Origin of the sequence: Nostoc sp. FACHB-152 (assembly GCF_014697475.1) — a bacterium.
Classification (GTDB): Bacteria; Cyanobacteriota; Cyanobacteriia; order Cyanobacteriales; family Nostocaceae; genus Nostoc_B.
The window spans coordinates 230852-246751 of sequence record NZ_JACJRV010000003.1 but is presented as its reverse complement, the minus strand read 5'-3'; the positions used below and the strand labels follow the sequence as shown (position 1 = coordinate 246751).

The following is a 15900-nucleotide window of genomic DNA, read 5'->3' as shown; positions in this document are numbered from 1 at the left end:
AAATATTGCCGAAAATAGAAGCTGAAGGCTCAAACCTTATTCTTCCGCTCAGTTGCGCTCATAATATTGCCTAAAATAAGCCAAATAAAGCTCCGTACATTTGAAGAGTCGCAAAATCAAAGATGAATGTTTAGCCTCAACAACAGACCTAAGCTTATGGCGTAAATCCATTTTTCATGGCGACGATTTGATGTGAATTTATTTATTCCAATTGCCAAGCGTTACTTGCACGACTTATGGATTATTTTTTTATATAAATTAAAGAAATTTGAGAGAAAGTATTCAGAAGAAGAGATTGATATTGATTATTCTTTGAATAAGCGATGGGAACGGAAAAAAGAACATCAAAAAAGTGTTGCTTTTGCTTGTACAACCATTGAAAATGTTACTGGTAAGCAAAGGCTATGGGTACATGAAATCCAAGTTATAAGCGACCGAGATAAAGGTAAGGGTTTAGGTTCTTATTTGCTGCATCAAATTATTAAATGTGCAGCATTATTATGACGGTCTTGGTCAAATTACGAGACCGTTCTTTTTTACCATTAAACTGTACCCTACAGGTAGCCTCTTAATAACTGTACAGTTCATTCTCAATAAGCACACAAATTTTTTCAGGTGTCTGTGACTCTCAAACCTTTAGCTTGCAGGGTTTAGAGGCGATTGTCGCCCTTTGAAGGGTATGTGTTAGAAGGTATTACAGGCTACGTCATTCCTAGCTAAAGGGTCACCCGCCTAATATCTAATAAGAATATATAAAGCACGTGCTTTTATTCAGAGTAAGTAATGTATTGCCTGCTTATTCAGATCCCCGACTTCTTGAAGAAGTCGGGGATCTTGTTGTTCGCTAATGATTTATGACTGCTATATTATTTTTTTGCCAGTACTTCTTGAGGAGTAATTTTCGCATATTCTTCTGGAGTTAAAAAACCATCTCTGACATTTACCTTTTTAGGTATTAGTCCCAAGTTGTACCATTTGTCAGCCACTTCTTGTTGTTTGTTGATAATTTGATCTGTAATTGGTACTAATGCAAAATCATATTTGCCGTGCATGATTTCTAAAGTAGGCGCATCAAGTTGGGTCGTTTGAGCTAGTAATTGAGCAAGTTCTTTAGGATGATTTTTAGACCAATTTTGTGCCTTATTCAGTTCTTCTAGAAAAACTTTGATCACTTCTGGATTTTCTTGATAGAACTTGCGATTTGTAGAGTAAAAGTTGTTAGTATCCCGCAAACCATTACCACCATCTGTAATAATGCGACCAGTTTGATTTTGGACATTTCTGGTAACAAATGGCTCCCAAATAAACCAAGCATCTACTTTACCTTGACTGAATGCTACATTTGCATCTGGAGGTGGCAAAGAAACTGATTTGACATCACTAAGTTTTAAACCTTCTCTTTCTAAAGCTCTGACTAAAAGATAATGGCCAATCGATGCTTTTTGAAAAGCAACTCTTTTACCTTTCAAATCCTTGACGCTTTTAATAGGAGAGTTTTTCGGAACTAACAGTGAAACCGCTTTCCCATCACTAGAGTTAGCAGCTAAGTATACAAGGGGCGCACCAGCTGCTTGAGAAAAAATAGGAGGCGACTCAGCTGTAGAAGCAATATCAAGCGCACCTGCATTTAAAGCTTCTAATTGCTGAGGCCCAGCCGCAAATTCTGGCCATTCCACTCTATAACCTAGAGGTTTCAATCGTTCTGCTAAAGTACCTTTTTGTTCTAAAACAGCTAGGGCTGTAAGTTGTTTAGAACGGACAACTCTAACTACTTTCTCACCAGTACTACTAGTATTAGCTACATTCGATGTAGATGGTGCTGCTTGTTGTTGACTATTATTTTTGGCAGGACTGCAACTAAATAGTGTAGTAGATAAGACTAGACCATAGCCAAAAGCAAATAAGGCGCGACGACGAGTGATACGTTGGTTTTTCCAGGATTCAAATTTATTTTTAAAAGATTGCATTAATTGACCTAAAATTCAAAATCAACCATTTACTAACGAAAACTTGATAAACATAAGACCAAAGAATCAGTAAAATTCTTTGGACTCTTATGTTTTCTATCGCAACGCGACGTTAAGCCGCGACAGGAGTAGCGAATCTTGCATATCGTTCTATATAGAACTCTTTGCTATTAGCGATCGCCACTACTGATTCACGCTGTTTTAAAGCCTTTTTCCACTGACGTATACGAGTAAATTCCTCTGGTACTCCAAAGCCGCGATAGTGCTTTAGTGCAGGCCAACGCTCAAACCAAGGGTAAAAGGTGAAATCAACTAGACTAATAGATTCACCAAACCAGTAAGGGCCTTCACCTGATAATTTTCCGAAAGCTTCATTTTCGATAAATTCCAGATGTTTGTATAGCTCTTGTTTGGCAGCTTCCTGCTGTTCAATTTCAGGACTACGTAAGAGGGTAGAAAAAGCTTGCACAAATCTAGTATTAGCAAAATCAATCCAAATCCGAGCCTGTGCTTTAGCAATGGGACTGCTAGGTAAAAGAGACGGATTCGGAAATACTTCGTCGAGATATTCGTTAATTACAGCCGATTCCCAAACTCTATGTTCACCATGTACAAGTGCTGGCACTTTGCCATAGGGAGAAATATTTGTAAATCTCTCTGGCTTGTTTTGCAAGTTAATTTCTATCAAGTCAAAGTCGATGCCTTTTTCTTGCAATACCAAGCGTGAACGATGAGCATAAGGACAAACGACCGCACTATATATCTTAATTTCAGCCATGTTTATGTTCCTCTATGAGTAGGATTGGTTTACTAGCTTTGGCAATTAATTCAATCCAAAATTGAACTACAGCCAAGGCACTTCTTCAGGCGCGTAACGAAAGGCGCGGAAGACTGAATTCTGCTCCCCACGAGCGACTGCTGACTTCTCTCCAAGATTCCGAACAGCAAAGTGGGGATTGATATATTCCCAAACAATTTCTCCTGAAACTGTCACTTCAAAGATGCGTCCGAAAGCACCTTCCGTAATTAAAGTGTTGCCATTTCCAAGACGTTGTGCGCCTGATATATAGGAACTAAAGAAATTTTGGGGTGGGCTATCTGTGTATTCCCAAACTATTTCTTTAGTTTGACGATTAACTTCAATTACACGCGAGAAATTCAGCGCAGTGTGACGACGATGTGCGCCATTATCAAAAATCAGGATATTACCGTTAGGTAACTCGTTTGGAAAGTGCTGCTGTGCTAATACGTCATCTCCGAGTGTCCAGATAATTTCTCCGGTTTGGCGATCGATAATTGCGACGGTAGAGATGTTACGAAAGCTCACTATAATATTGCCATCAGCGAGTTCGCCTACAGTATTACCATGAGTCCATTCGTGTCGCTGATCTTGGGGAGTGATGGTAAAAATATCGGGATCTAGGTGTTCATAGGCGTGCCAAGTCCAGACAATTTCACCTCCTGGAGTGACTTCGTAAAGCACATCAGCATAGATATCACCCTCTGCTTCCGTTCCAGGTACACCGCCTTTAATACGAGGAATTAAAGATTGGGGTATCTTTTCAATAGCTAATAAAATCGTGTTACCGTTACGAAGTCTGCGTCCATCGTGATGATGATCTGGATGTTTGTATTCCCAAATAATATTTCCTTTGGAATCTGCTTCTAAAACAACACCACCTTTAAAAGCAGCCCATAAAGGAAAACGCGGCGGATTTTCTGGAGTTTTACCGTTATAAAAAAGGTTGCCATTGGGTAAGAGATAAGCGTATAGACCTGGTGGATAAGGTAAATTCCATTGATGTACTACTTCGCCCTCTAGGTTTAGAAGATATACTTCTCCATCGCCTGTAAGTGGTGTGAAAAGTGTATAACCCTTGAATACTTTGTCAGGATTATAAGCTCTTAAACCAGTACCACGGCGACGAATAGTATTTTGGTCAACTGATGCTGTTGCGATCGTCATAATTTTCAGAGGCTAGAGGTTAGGTGTATCTTATGTAATTAGAAACTTTCACATTAATAATTGTGTACACTAAATCACAGATGAAAAAGAGACTGTTTCTAATCCACAATTAACTAGGAGAATAAAAAAATGACAGTCTTACAAGTTGTAGATAAAAAGTTTTTACAAGTTCCCATAATTGATATTAGTGCGCTGGTTGATCAAACTAAAAAATCTTCTAGCGGAACATCACAGGATTGTTTAATAATTGCAGACGAAATCAGACAAGCGTGCCAAGATTACGGTTTTTTCTATATTGTTGGTCATGGAGTTGATGAACAATTACAAAAGCAATTAGAACAACTTAGCCAACAATTCTTCGCCCAGGATGTAGACACTAAACTGAAAATTCGTATGGCTCTTGGTGGTAGAGCATGGCGAGGATATTTCCCCGTTGGTAACGAACTTACATCAGGTAAACCAGACTTAAAAGAAGGCATTTACTTTGGTGCAGAATTAGCAGAAGACCATCCATTTGTGAAAGCTGGTGTACCAATGCACGGTTGTAATCTTTTCCCAGATAATATTCCGCAATTTAGAGAAACAGTACTGGAATATATAGAGTCAATGACTCAACTCGGACACATTCTAATGGCTGGTATTGCTCTGAGTTTAGGATTAGAAGAGTCTTACTTTGCAGACCGTTATACAAAAGACCCATTGATATTATTTCGGATTTTTAATTACCCTCCTAATTCATCATCATCTGAGTCTGAATGGGGCGTTGGCGAACATACTGATTACGGCGTATTAACCATTCTCAAACAAGACAATATTGGTGGATTACAAGTTAAATCAAAGTCTGGTTGGATAGATGCACCTCCGATTCCTAACTCCTTTGTGTGCAACATTGGCGATATGCTCGATCGCATGACTCAAGGACTATATCGTTCAACACCTCACCGCGTCTTAAACTCATCAACCAGTCATCGCCTATCATTCCCATTCTTCTTCGATCCCAATTTCAACGTTGAAGTCAAACCCATTGAACTGAACGACGTAGTAGTGAATGATGATCAAAGCGATCGCTGGGATAAAGCCAGTGTCCACGAATTTCGCGGAACCTACGGCGAATATCTATTAAACAAAGTCTCCAAAGTCTTCCCAGAACTACGCCAAACAGTGCTTTAGGCTCACTTCCTGCCTTCTGCCTTCTTTAATAAACAGAAGCCAAAAGCTTATCTATCGCCGCCCGAAATGCCGTCGCTGCACCCGCACTCATATCACGAGGCGCACAGATGCGATTTCTCAAATACGCCAAAGTAATCGCCCCCACAGCAGCAAAGACAGGATCAACGCTGCTATTTTTACCACCCGTCCTACCACCCGGTAAAATCTCACCATTGCCATGAATGAGATAATTAGCCAATTGTCGGAGGTGAAAATCAACTGCTTCTTTAACTTGGGTAAAGTCACCATCTGCGGCTAAAGCTTGGACTCCAGAATTTTTGATAATATCTCCTATGGCAACTTCCCGATTATCGCTCAGTCTCTCAGCTGCTTCAGCGCGATATTGAATATTCTCACTATCTGCTGCATCCAGAGTTAAGGGATTCCCAATTGGTTCTACACCCCATCGACGACGCAATAGTAAATTGTTAGTAATATTATCCGACTTCACCCGGTGATAAGCAGGACGTTGATTCAACGCTTCAAACCAAGCATTAATTCGAGGAAAGCGTGGATTTCCTTTGATGTGATATCCCCGATACACGGGTAAATTAGCCGCCAATCTATCTAAATGGGGGCTATACATAATATCTACCAAGCTAAATGTGCTGACAAAGAAGGGGCCAGGATATTTAGCTAAAGCTTGCTCAAGTTCATCTAACTTGGCTTCAAATTCTGTTTGTAAGTTTGCCAATTCATCAGCATCTGCGGGTGCTTCTCTTAAGAATTTAAACGCAATATTTCTAAATCCGTTCGTCTCAGCTTCTTCAACCAACTGTCTTGCAACAGCGTTTTCCTCTGGATTTTCTGGTAATAATGCAGGACTATGAAACCTTGCTTCTAAAGCCAGAAGAATATCTTTTGATTCATATACCAAATTTCCTTCAATCTTGGCAGCTGGGACAAGAGTTGTTGGAACTAAATCTGTATACCACTTGGGTTTATTACTTAAATCAATAAACTCTGTTGCAAAGGGAATTTCTTTTTCTTCCAATGCAAACCAAACTCGCTCACAAAAAGGACACCAAGAATTAGTGTCTCGATACAGTAGGACTGGCGGTTGGGTGTTTGGGAGAAGTTTATGTAAACTGCTGGGTATGGGTGCAGTAGAAGGAGATTGTCCTGGTCTTTTTACCCGACGCGCAGAGGTATGGTTTCTCGCAGTTTCTAACAGTTCTTCCCAACTCGATACTGTGTTTTGAATAGACATTTTTACCTCGCTTTATTAGGAACGCCTGAAAACACAAATAACTGTTGTTCTTTGGGTTGAGGTAAGTTTTCACCAATGTATCGATTCAGACCTACACCCATATCACCCGTTGCTGTAAGTTTGAAGTTAACTTCTTCAAATTCAGAAGCACGTAAAATTTTTCGCACATTGTCAGAGTAGGGAATACCGTTAGAGTGTCCGCGAGTCCAAATGACAAAAGCACCCTGTTTACTCAGAAAACTCAAGTTATCTAGTAAGCGATTAAGTTCTTCTTCATCAGTCAGATTGCCAAAAACACCGCAAACAATCACAATATCTGCTGGTACTGCACCTACATAGTTGCTGGCGATCGTTGCATCACCATTGATAAACTCAATTTGCTTAGTTAAACCCAATGATTCAATAGTTGCTCGTCCACGTTCAACTAAATACGGGTTGAGTTCCACAAGTCTTGCAGAAACATCGTGTTTACGAGGATGATTTTCTAATGTTCCTAATAAATCTCGTCCATCACCCGCGCAAACACTCACTATCCGAATAGCTCCATTTGGGGAAGCATTTAAGCTATCAGCAATAAATTCCTGCACGATTTCTAGACGCTGCTGCAACCTTGGCTCAGTCTTGTAGAGGTCGTGCCATTCATACCAATCTTTTGGCATAAGGCGTGGTTCCCGTTTAATGCAAACTGTCTACATCTAAAATACGGTTAATCTATCGGGCAACTGTATTTTGTGAATGAAGGCAGAGTATCACAAACATTTAGATAAAATCAAGTGTATTTAAGGTAGAAGTAACTAAACTACTGCTAGAATCCTAATAATTTTCTGAGTATGTTCATACACAACTCCTATGAGAGAAACTGTCCTAGAGGTTCACAATCTCCAAGTTGAATTTCCCAGTGATAACAACAGCCTCAAAGCTGTGGATGGGATTTCTTTTGAATTATGCCGGGGTGAAACTCTAGGAATCGTAGGAGAGTCGGGAAGTGGCAAATCTGTAACTTCACTCGCCATCATGGGTTTGATACAAACTCCTGGGAGAGTCACTGGTGGAGAAATTTGGTTTCGTCAACAGCCCCAAGCCAAGCCGATAAATTTATTAGAGTTACCGCCAGAACAAATGCAGCTGCACCGAGGCTGTGATTTGGCGATGATTTTTCAAGAACCGATGACTTCGCTGAATCCGGTGTTCACGATTGGGTTTCAGCTAACTGAAGCGATTATGCGCCATCAGAATGTGTCAACGGTTGAAGCCGAACGAATTGCGATCGCAGGTTTACAAGAAGTCAAACTTTTACCTAGTGATGAGCAAATCCAGCAGCAGTATCTCGAAAGTTGGTCGCAAACTCATCCCCACTCACCAAAGCCAGATGGTTATAAACTGGCACAACTGGTAAAGCAGCATAAAGAAGCTATCTTAGATCGCTACCCGCACCAACTTTCTGGAGGACAATTACAACGGGTAATGATAGCAATGGCAATTTCTTGTAACCCATTGCTATTAATGGCTGATGAACCAACCACAGCCTTAGATGTAACTGTGCAAGCCACAATTCTTGAATTGTTACGAGACTTGCAACAAACTCGTGAGATGGCATTAATTTTTATCACTCACGACTTGGGTCTAATTTCAGAAATTGCTGACCAAGTAGCGGTGATGTACAGAGGTAAAATTGTCGAGTATGGTGCTGCGGCCGATATTTTTAGTAACCCGCAACATCCATATACTAAGGGATTAGTAGCTTGTCGCCCCACACTTAACCATCGTCCCCACAAACTACTCACGGTTTCTGACTACATGAGTGTAGAAGAAAGAGCAAACGGCGAGTTATTAATTCAAGCAAAAGAACCTCTACAGCCAATAGAAATTTCCCCAGAAGAAATCAGGACTCGGCTGACACAACTTGAAGAACAGCCTCCTTTATTACAAGTTCGTGGGCTGACAGTTGGTTTCCCTGTACGCGGAATTTTTGGTGCAACCAAACGCTACAACTTAGCCGTGAATGATGTTTCTTTTGATGTTAAACCAGGGGAAACTCTAGGATTGGTAGGTGAATCTGGTTGCGGTAAAACTACCCTGGGCAGGACTTTGCTGCGGTTAATTGAACCGATGAGTGGTCAAATTATTTTTGATGGTCAAGATATCACCCATCTCAAGGGTGAAGCTTTGCAGAAATTGCGGCGAGAAATGCAAATTGTTTTCCAAAATCCGTTTAGCGCACTTGACCCCCGGATGAAAGTTGGCGATGCAGTTATGGAACCGTTGGTAATTCACTCTGTGGGTAAGTCACTCAAACAACGGCGCGAAAGAGTGGCGGAACTGTTAGAACGGGTGGGTTTGAGTACAGATGGAATGAACCGCTATCCGCATCAGTTTTCGGGCGGTCAACGTCAACGCATTTGTATTGCTCGTTCTTTGGCATTAAATCCTAAATTTATCATTTGTGATGAGTCAGCTTCGGCGTTAGATGTATCAGTACAGGCGCAAGTGTTAAATTTGTTGAAAGAATTGCAATCTGATTTTCAACTGACTTATATTTTTATTTCACATGACTTAAGTGTGGTGAAATTTATGAGCGATCGCATTTTAGTCATGAATCAAGGTCAAATTGTTGAACAAGGCACAGCCGAAACTATCTACCGTGAACCTAAACAAGCATATACGCAAAAGTTAATTGCTTCGATTCCCACTGGTAGTCCAGAACGCATACATAACCGACAATCACGGACAATATAGGCGATCGCCACTCATTTATAAAGCAAATCTTAAGAATGCGATATCATCGCATTAACCTAGAATGAGAGAAAGCGCAGCTTTGGCGGGGTGGGGTTCCGACTGTATTGCAACGAAGTGAGAACCGCTATATATTCCATTAAAACTGTGAAAGCTTGGCAATCATTTGAGTTCGAGATGAAACCTCAAGCTTGCGAAACATCCTTTTTAAAGCTTGTTTGACGGAGTTTTCAGTAATCCAAAGTTCTGCACTAATTTCTGCATTGCTTAGTCCTTGCGCCACTAAAGAAGCAATTTGCATTTCACGAGGTGTTAAACGCTCTGTTTGCAATAGTGGCTGTTGCAATTTTGCCGTTGTCACCCAAGTAGAAATATGTAGACAAATCGCGCTCAAATCTGTCAGATTTTGTGAATCAAATGCAGACATTCCTTGTTTACGGGTAAATCCTACTACACCGATTAACTGACCAGCACTGACAATTGGCCCTGCCATAACGTGCCAGTGGTCAGCACGAGGGCAAATTAATTTCCAGGTCTTCGGTTCTACTACCAAAGCTTCATGGACAGGGGCATGACGTTCTACCAAGTAGCGAACAACTGGATTGTATTGAGGTGAGAATGCAATTTGTAGTGACCTTTGGAATTTACTACTGTCAATTAGAGGAATTTGACTTAAAAAAAACAGCCCACCTCGTGTAGCTGAAAAATATTCTTTGATTTGGCTGGATATGTGCGATCGCAATATCTGTTCATCTTTTGCTTGAGCAATTCCATTAAATAGAGTGCTTAAAGCAACCATAATCGGCAAATTGTACACTTTCGAGGTCTAGTAACAATATTGTCACAGATTTATCTTAGCTTTAGCACCGCGCGACAAAACAGAGAACATTCAAGGAGAAACATATATGCCGGAATACGCTCATCCATCAGTTCTCGTTGATACTCAATGGCTGGCAAATCATCTCTCTAACCCAAACCTTCGCATTATTGAATTAGATCCTAGTCCACATCCGTGCAAAAATGCTCATATTCCTGGTGCTGTCTTTTGGGATCTCTTTACAGACTTACTTTTGCCCAATGGCAACATTAATTTCGATGCGATCGCTTTTGAAAAGCTGATGGCACGTTCAGGCATTACTAATGATACAACAGTGATTGCTTATGGCAGTTACCTTACAACAGGAGCCTGGATTTTTTGGTTGTTGAAAGTCTTTGGTCATGAAAATGTACGCGTTCTCAATGGCGGCTACCAGAAGTGGAAATCAGAAGGTCGCCCTCTGGCTAATGAATTATCAACATTTCCTACCACTGATTACCATGCCAAAACTCCAGATCCCAGCCTCAGAGTTTTATATCCTGAAGTTTACGCTTCAATTGGTCGCAGCGATCGCATTCTGTTAGATGTCCGAACACTTCAAGAATACTCTGGTGAGTGGTTTTTTGATCAGCCACCAAAAGCAGGTGAACGCACTGGGCATATTCCAGGTGCAGTCCATCTTGAGCATACTTTAACTTTTAACGAGGATGGCACTTTTAAATCATTCAACGAATTAAAAAATCTTTATACCAGTAAGGGCGTTACAGCTGAGAAAGAAGTTTTTCCCTACTGTACTATTGGTGGACGCTCAGGATATGTATGGTTTGTCTTAAAGTATTTATTGGGTTATCCAAATGTTCGCAATTATGATGGCTCTTGGAATGAGTGGAGCCGCCTAGCTGATGTCTAGCAGTAAACAGTAATCAAAGTTCCTTCTTGATAATAAACAATACATCACAATCAAAACGCCTTATACTCCAATTGAAAATACAGACCGTTTTCTTGCCACGTGCGCTTGTTTGTATCAATATTAACTAAAGGAATACCCCAATCTAACCGTGCTGTTAAGGAATCCCCCATTTGCCAAAGTAAACCGAATCCTGAACTTACCAGGGTATTGGAGCGAGGATTTTCGGTGCCTGTGTTCCAGACAGTACCAGCATCGATAAAAGGTGCAACCTGTAAAGTTCCTTGCACTTCTGGAAAGCGAGCGATAGGTAATCGCAATTCTGCGGAAGCAAAAATGCCGTTATCACCTAGTAAGGCATCTTGGCGATAACCACGCACACTTCCTTGACCGCCTACACTAAACTGTTCAATGGAAAGTAGAGAACTAGTTGTCAATTGCACATTAGAACGTAGTAACAAGGTGGGAGTTGCTCTTTGTTCTGTTGCTGGACTGAGTTGGCGTAAATAAATTAGTTGTCCCTGCCAAAGAAAATATCGACTATCTGGTTCGTCGTTATTAATTGTGGCGTTAAAAGCTCCAATGCCCAGATTAAAATCTGAACGTGCTGCTAAGACTTCTTGGCGACTTCGCTGTAACCATTCTTGGGCAAAACTCAACTCAGATATTCTTGTTTCGCCTCTATCATCAGCACCAGGAAACAAAGGAAATTCCACGCCTTGAATAGAAGAATTATTTAAGCGTCTAGCTGCCGTTAAACTTAAAGCGAGTTCTTGACTGATTTCTGGTGTAGCTTTTTGCAAGATTGGCTGACGAAAGGTTAGTTGATACTCACGGGAGTTAACTTCAATATCTAAATCATTAAATGGTGGTTCAATAATTTTGTTGTCAGTAATCTGAAAGTTGAAGCCAATAGTGGCATTGCGAGGATTCACAGGCAAGATATAGCCGCCCTCAAAACTATTGCTACCATCGGTATTTTTGTAAGCAAAAGTGAAGCGATCGCCTAATCCTAGTAAACTAGCTTCTGATATACCTATACCGCGCTCAAAACTGCCAACGCTGGGGTTGCGGTTATTATTTAGTGTAAATTGTGTATTAAATGTTTTCGCTCCCTGAACTGTTACCTTTAGAGAATTAACACCTGGTCTAGTACCCGCAGTCAATTCAGCATCTAACCTTTCAATTAAGGGATTGAGTTGTAGTAGTTGTAATGCTTCTTGCAGACGGTTGATATTTAGTGGTTTATTAGTAGCGATCGCAATCCGACTGCGAACATAATTAGAATTCAACCGTCCTTTAATAACATTGACTTGAATATCTTCTAAACTACCTTCTACTACCTGAATTTTGATAATCCCAGAGCGAAATTCTTGAGCAGGTATATAGGCACCAGAGGTAATGTATCCCTTTTGGACATACAGTTCTGTGATTTGATTAGCGGCTTTAAGGAGTTCGGCAAAAGTAATTGGTTTGTTTGTAAAATTAGCGATCGTAGAATTTAACTCTTTTTGATTAAAAGCTGTATTGCCGACAAACTGAAACTGTTGTACAGTAATGCTCCCTGGAATATCTAAAACTTCTTCCGGGGTTGGCGGTGCTGTAGGCGGTATTTCGATGGGTGCGTTTGTTGGCGGTATAGGCGTAGGTAGCGGTTGCTCTGAGGGTTTTGGAGTATTAGGATTTATCGGCTGTGCAGAAGCCGAATTTGTCTGATATGGCAGGAGTATGAGAAAAAGGCAAGGAACCCAAGAAAATACTTTTAGCCAATTCATCTTAGCTCCTACAATTTCCCCAACTACAATTTTGAACCTACACTCCTGCATCCTCCTCTGCGACCCTGCGGCTCTGCGTGACATATGTTTAACAGTTAACAGTTATCAGTTATCAGTTATCAGTTATCAGTAAAAAATGAGGTGTTTATCTTTGGGTTTAAGTCTCCCACGATACGCCGTGATCACTGTTTACTTTTCACTGTTCACTGCTTAATTAACATGGCAGTTAGACGAAGTTAACTCAGAACTATAAGGACTCGGAGTTGGTGTTTGGCTAGCGAGAACTACCACACCTTTAGCATTCACATACCAACCACGGGCTGCTGGTGGCAGTTGAGAGCTATTTTGACCTTTTATGGCACTATTAGCAACAGCAGGCTCAAAATTTATCAAAGCACCACTGCTTAGTTGTTCACTTGGTCGAGGCGGTAATCCTCCACGTCCAGTGATGGTAAATTCGCTTTGTGCTTGCCTGTTCTCAGAGCGACAGGCCTGAGCTACCACTTGTTCAGGTTTGGCGACCTCTTGCGGTAAATCGAGAACTTCAAAGTTATTTTCTGCCTCTGGTGTAATAATGCTGACTTGTCCGGCAATTCCGAGTTGAGAACTAGCACTGACTACACAAGTCGGACACAAAAAGAATCCTCTGGCATTGATGTTAATATTTCCGCCCCTACCTGCAACAGCATCAGCAGTAATCTTACTACCTTCTAACAGTGTCACAAAGTCGGCAGGACTAAAGCCAGTAATGTTGATATTACCGCCGTTACCACTTCCACCAGCTGTTGCCGATATCTGACTGGTATGGCGCATTAGTAAAGAATTTGCGTGTATAGAAATGTTACCACCTTCACCCGATGTAGTAGCTGCGGATATGCTTCCTTGATTATCTAGAAAGATGGAGTTAGCTACGACTTGCAGATTACCAGCATTTCCTGTACCTAAACTTTCCACATCAATTCTGGCCCCATCCCGGACAATCAACTTGTCTGTAAATACTTTGATGTCACCAGAAGCACCTGTTGCTTTCAGTTCTGGTAGGTTAGCGCGTCCAGCAGCAGCAGATAAGCCGCCTAGTGTTAAATTACCGACTGTAATACCACTGAGTTCTACAGACTCAGAAGCATTGACAGTTAAAGTTCCCCCTTGTCCAGCACCTAAAGTAGCTGTTGATGCATCTGCTCCTTCTCGGAGTATCAACTTCTTCGTAAAAACTGTTAAGTCTCCTGCGGTGGACTGACTAAAAGCCGTAGTCCCTAAACCACTGGGAAACCTAGGATCGGGTAGTACCCCAGCTATTTCTACAGTGTCACGAGCATTGATAGTGACATTTCCTCCTGGCCCCCCGAATGGAATAACGCCAGTTGGTAAGGAGGCTCCGGTATTACTAGCAATTACTCCATCTTTGATCAACAGATTACCCGTATCAATGTTGAGGTGGCCGCCTTGCCCTTGACCTATGGTGGTATTCGTATAAATACCAGTTAAAAGAGCGGCTCCTAGGGGGGTTTCTTGTATGCTTATAGTATCAGCTTTAACATTAACATCGCCGCCTTTACCATTACCAAAGGTAGCACTGATAATCACAGACCCATCTTGCAAGTTTAGATGCTTGGTATCAATTGCGATATTGCCACCTGTACCATTACTACCCCGGCTATTTCCGGCTTGAATAGCAGAGCCACTCATTTCTAATACTTCGGAGGCACGAATGTTGAGATTTCCGCCTATTCCTTGAATAAATGTCGGACTAAAGATGATTCCTCCGTTACGCATGATGAGGGAGGAAGTTTCAAGATTGAGGTTGCCTGAAGTACCTCCTGCACCCGCAGTCCCCAGGAAGATACCTGTTCCTCTGTCAGTGGGCTGGAGTAGATTTAAAAGTGCGCCTATTTGAAAAGTCTGTTGCAATTCCTCAAATCCAGTGCCGGAGATATCAACCGAGTTAGCAGCCTGGATATTAACATTTCCGCCAGTGCCACTACCAAAAGTTTCGGAAGAGATGAATGCCCGATCGCCTATTGTTAAATTACCAGTTGCGATCGCTAAGTTGCCACCTGCTCCCCCACCATAAGCTCCGGCTGTGATATTACTGAAGCGGCGGGGATTAAAAGCGGAAAAACCGGACATTTGTACAGTATCTGTTGCTTTGATATCAATATTTCCCCCAGGTGCATTTGAGTAAGTCTTTGCAGATATAGCTCCCCCATTTTGAAGAACTAAACGGGAAGTAGAAACATTAATATCGCCGCTTTTGCCACTGCCGATAGTTTCTGTAGATATATTGCTAGAAATCTGGCCATCTGCTGTGGTTCCTACCAAAGCTAAAGATTCAGCAGCATTCACGTGAATACCACTCGCTGCTTGCGCCCCTTGGGTTTGAATTAATGCCACTGAGCCATCACGCAGGGAAATGTTTCGCCCCTGCAACCCAATTGAGCCACTACCTATACCACTAGTATCTGCTAAGGCTTTTTGGGATAAGGTGATATCTTGAAAGTCTGTCACCCCTTGATAACTTAAATTCCAACCTTGAGAATTAGGATTGAGGCTGACCAAACCCCCCGCCACACTACCTAAATCAATGCGTCCGTCCTCGGCTGTGAGCGTTCCTCCTTCTGAAATAATCCCGCCTCCTACTAAGGCTAAGGTGTTACCTGGCTGCACCTTTAGTCCGGTGGTGTTTCCCCGCGTGAAGGGTGAAGATATGGAACTTTGTCGGCTGAGGTTGTGACCTTGACCTTGTAAACGAATTGCTTGCGGATTCTGCCCAAATTGCAAGCCGACTGGCACACTAATTGTAAGTTGAGGAGAAATTGAAGTGTCAGTGGCACTAAATTCTGCACCGTCGGCAAATCTGAGGCTATTGGCTGTACTCCCCAAAAATGAGCCGCCAATATTTAGTTGGGCATTAGCACCAAAGTTAATTCCACTAGGATTAATGAGAATAAAATTCGCACCGTAATTCTCTCTAATTAAACCATCAATATTAGAAGTTGAACCACCTGTGACCCGGTTGATAATGTTAGTAATATTACTCAAGTTACTGGTGTTGTTGAAAAAAGCCTCACCACCAGTAGGCACAGAAAATTGTTGAAAGCTATGGAAAAGGTTGCTGCCAACTTGTCTCCCCCCGGTAACTTCAAAGCTGTTACCAGACTGATTCACGTTGCTACCAAGTGTGTTATCTGAAGAAATTTGTGCCGCAGCTGGCAAACCAGTAATTAAGCAGCAAAGATAAACACTACTAGTGATGAAAATTTGGTGAAGGAGATGTTTCATTTTGAACAGGGAATCATGAATTCCACTGAAAAAT

The 15900-nt window shown here is 41.6% G+C and carries 12 protein-coding genes; 4 read left to right on the top strand and 8 right to left on the bottom strand.

The genetic code is table 11. From position 1 onward, the window contains the following. The first annotated feature begins 192 nt into the window (after window positions 1-192). Window positions 193-504, top strand: a complete 312-nt coding sequence (locus H6G76_RS04895; protein WP_190696180.1) for a hypothetical protein — start codon at window positions 193-195, stop codon at window positions 502-504. 362 nt (window positions 505-866) lie between these two features. Here H6G76_RS04895 and H6G76_RS04890 read toward each other — a convergent pair whose 3' ends face one another. The 3 genes from H6G76_RS04890 to H6G76_RS04880 all read right to left on the bottom strand — a co-directional run bounded on the left by H6G76_RS04890 (window position 867) and on the right by H6G76_RS04880 (window position 3933). Beyond that, a complete protein-coding gene (locus H6G76_RS04890; RefSeq protein ID WP_190696176.1) occupies window positions 867-1967 on the bottom strand; it encodes an aliphatic sulfonate ABC transporter substrate-binding protein in 1101 nt (366 codons plus the stop codon). A 112-nt stretch (window positions 1968-2079) separates the two neighbouring features. Continuing rightward, entirely contained in the window at window positions 2080-2745 is a 666-nt protein-coding gene (locus H6G76_RS04885) for a glutathione S-transferase family protein (protein WP_190696173.1), read from the bottom strand. A 66-nt stretch (window positions 2746-2811) separates the two neighbouring features. After that, window positions 2812-3933: an aryl-sulfate sulfotransferase gene (locus H6G76_RS04880; protein ID WP_190696170.1), complete on the bottom strand. Its 1122-nt coding sequence runs from the start codon at window positions 3931-3933 to the stop codon at window positions 2812-2814. Window positions 3934-4062: 129 nt separating this feature from the next. On the opposite strand from H6G76_RS04880, the gene H6G76_RS04875 reads away from it, so the two are divergent. Further along, window positions 4063-5103, top strand: a complete 1041-nt coding sequence (locus H6G76_RS04875) for an isopenicillin N synthase family oxygenase (RefSeq protein WP_190696167.1) — start codon at window positions 4063-4065, stop codon at window positions 5101-5103. A 25-nt stretch (window positions 5104-5128) separates the two neighbouring features. Here H6G76_RS04875 and H6G76_RS04870 read toward each other — a convergent pair whose 3' ends face one another. Beyond that, a complete protein-coding gene (locus H6G76_RS04870; protein ID WP_190696164.1) occupies window positions 5129-6352 on the bottom strand; it encodes a glutathione S-transferase family protein in 1224 nt (407 codons plus the stop codon). Between the two features lie 2 nt (window positions 6353-6354). Beyond that, window positions 6355-7011, bottom strand: coding sequence for a class I SAM-dependent methyltransferase family protein (locus H6G76_RS04865; protein WP_190696162.1), 657 nt, complete (start codon window positions 7009-7011; stop codon window positions 6355-6357). A gap of 190 nt (window positions 7012-7201) precedes the next feature. On the opposite strand from H6G76_RS04865, the gene H6G76_RS04860 reads away from it, so the two are divergent. Continuing rightward, window positions 7202-9088: an ABC transporter ATP-binding protein gene (locus H6G76_RS04860; protein ID WP_190696159.1), complete on the top strand. Its 1887-nt coding sequence runs from the start codon at window positions 7202-7204 to the stop codon at window positions 9086-9088. Window positions 9089-9224: 136 nt separating this feature from the next. Here the strand turns inward: H6G76_RS04860 and H6G76_RS04855 are convergent, their stop codons facing one another. Next, complete coding sequence (locus H6G76_RS04855) at window positions 9225-9884, bottom strand: LuxR C-terminal-related transcriptional regulator (RefSeq protein ID WP_190696156.1); 660 nt, start codon at window positions 9882-9884, stop codon at window positions 9225-9227. A gap of 106 nt (window positions 9885-9990) precedes the next feature. Between H6G76_RS04855 and H6G76_RS04850 the strand changes: the two genes are divergently transcribed. Next, window positions 9991-10812, top strand: coding sequence for a sulfurtransferase (locus H6G76_RS04850; RefSeq protein ID WP_190696153.1), 822 nt, complete (start codon window positions 9991-9993; stop codon window positions 10810-10812). 50 nt (window positions 10813-10862) lie between these two features. Here the strand turns inward: H6G76_RS04850 and H6G76_RS04845 are convergent, their stop codons facing one another. Both H6G76_RS04845 and H6G76_RS04840 read right to left on the bottom strand, forming a co-directional pair. Continuing rightward, the gene (locus H6G76_RS04845; RefSeq protein WP_242056314.1) at window positions 10863-12584 is read right to left on the bottom strand and encodes a ShlB/FhaC/HecB family hemolysin secretion/activation protein; all 1722 of its coding nucleotides are present in this window, start codon (window positions 12582-12584) and stop codon (window positions 10863-10865) included. 210 nt (window positions 12585-12794) lie between these two features. After that, entirely contained in the window at window positions 12795-15866 is a 3072-nt protein-coding gene (locus H6G76_RS04840; protein ID WP_190696147.1) for a filamentous hemagglutinin N-terminal domain-containing protein, read from the bottom strand. Window positions 15867-15900 lie beyond the last annotated feature (34 nt).

Excerpts from the sequence above, each read along its gene's own strand:
- H6G76_RS04855 (WP_190696156.1), bottom strand. The coding sequence starts at position 9,884 with ATGGTTGCTTTAAGCACTCTATTTAATGGAATTGCTCAAGCAAAAGAT.
- H6G76_RS04885 (WP_190696173.1), bottom strand. The coding sequence starts at position 2,745 with ATGGCTGAAATTAAGATATATAGTGCGGTCGTTTGTCCTTATGCTCAT.
- H6G76_RS04890 (WP_190696176.1), bottom strand. The coding sequence starts at position 1,967 with ATGCAATCTTTTAAAAATAAATTTGAATCCTGGAAAAACCAACGTATC.
- H6G76_RS04875 (WP_190696167.1), top strand. The coding sequence starts at position 4,063 with ATGACAGTCTTACAAGTTGTAGATAAAAAGTTTTTACAAGTTCCCATA.
- H6G76_RS04865 (WP_190696162.1), bottom strand. The coding sequence starts at position 7,011 with ATGCCAAAAGATTGGTATGAATGGCACGACCTCTACAAGACTGAGCCA.
- H6G76_RS04880 (WP_190696170.1), bottom strand. The coding sequence starts at position 3,933 with ATGACGATCGCAACAGCATCAGTTGACCAAAATACTATTCGTCGCCGT.
- H6G76_RS04840 (WP_190696147.1), bottom strand. The coding sequence starts at position 15,866 with ATGAAACATCTCCTTCACCAAATTTTCATCACTAGTAGTGTTTATCTT.
- H6G76_RS04870 (WP_190696164.1), bottom strand. The coding sequence starts at position 6,352 with ATGTCTATTCAAAACACAGTATCGAGTTGGGAAGAACTGTTAGAAACT.
- H6G76_RS04850 (WP_190696153.1), top strand. The coding sequence starts at position 9,991 with ATGCCGGAATACGCTCATCCATCAGTTCTCGTTGATACTCAATGGCTG.
- H6G76_RS04860 (WP_190696159.1), top strand. The coding sequence starts at position 7,202 with ATGAGAGAAACTGTCCTAGAGGTTCACAATCTCCAAGTTGAATTTCCC.
- H6G76_RS04845 (WP_242056314.1), bottom strand. The coding sequence starts at position 12,584 with ATGAATTGGCTAAAAGTATTTTCTTGGGTTCCTTGCCTTTTTCTCATA.